The sequence below is a fragment of the Bacillus sp. FG16 genome (genome assembly GCF_057809515.1).
In genome coordinates, this window is the sequence record NZ_JBMDKC010000357.1 from 1 (window position 1) to 404 (window position 404).

General features: G+C 27.2%; 1 protein-coding gene. It reads right to left on the reverse strand.

Annotated features, from left to right (window positions below; genetic code table 11):
• A partial coding sequence (locus ACODS7_RS32725; RefSeq protein WP_488828729.1) for a DUF4158 domain-containing protein occupies window positions 1-404 on the reverse strand: 404 nt, incomplete at both ends.

Here is a 404-nt window from a genome sequence, read left to right on the forward strand (position 1 = left end):
AGCTGCAGCTCTACGAGCTTGTTCTTTTAAATCTAGTCGAGATTGTGAATCACAAAGACAATAGTTAAATCGTTTGAGAATAAGTTGCTGTTGATTTAGTCTAGTTTTTTTATCAATAGATTCAAAATCTGAGAAGTCAGCATTATTGAAATGGACTTTAAGAATATATTGAATATCTTCTTTCACTTCACATAGGTTAAATTGAAAAAATAAATGCTTTGACTTAAAGTATCCAAGTTGAAGAATAAAATAAATCTTGGATTTTATTGAACGTAAAGTATATAATAATTCAGTTTCCATTTGAGAAAGAGAAAAATACTGTACTCGCTCTTTAGTTGTAAAAAGAGGTCTACTATAAAGTTGATTTATTTCATCTGTAGTTAAAATAGTTAATCTTTTTTGAA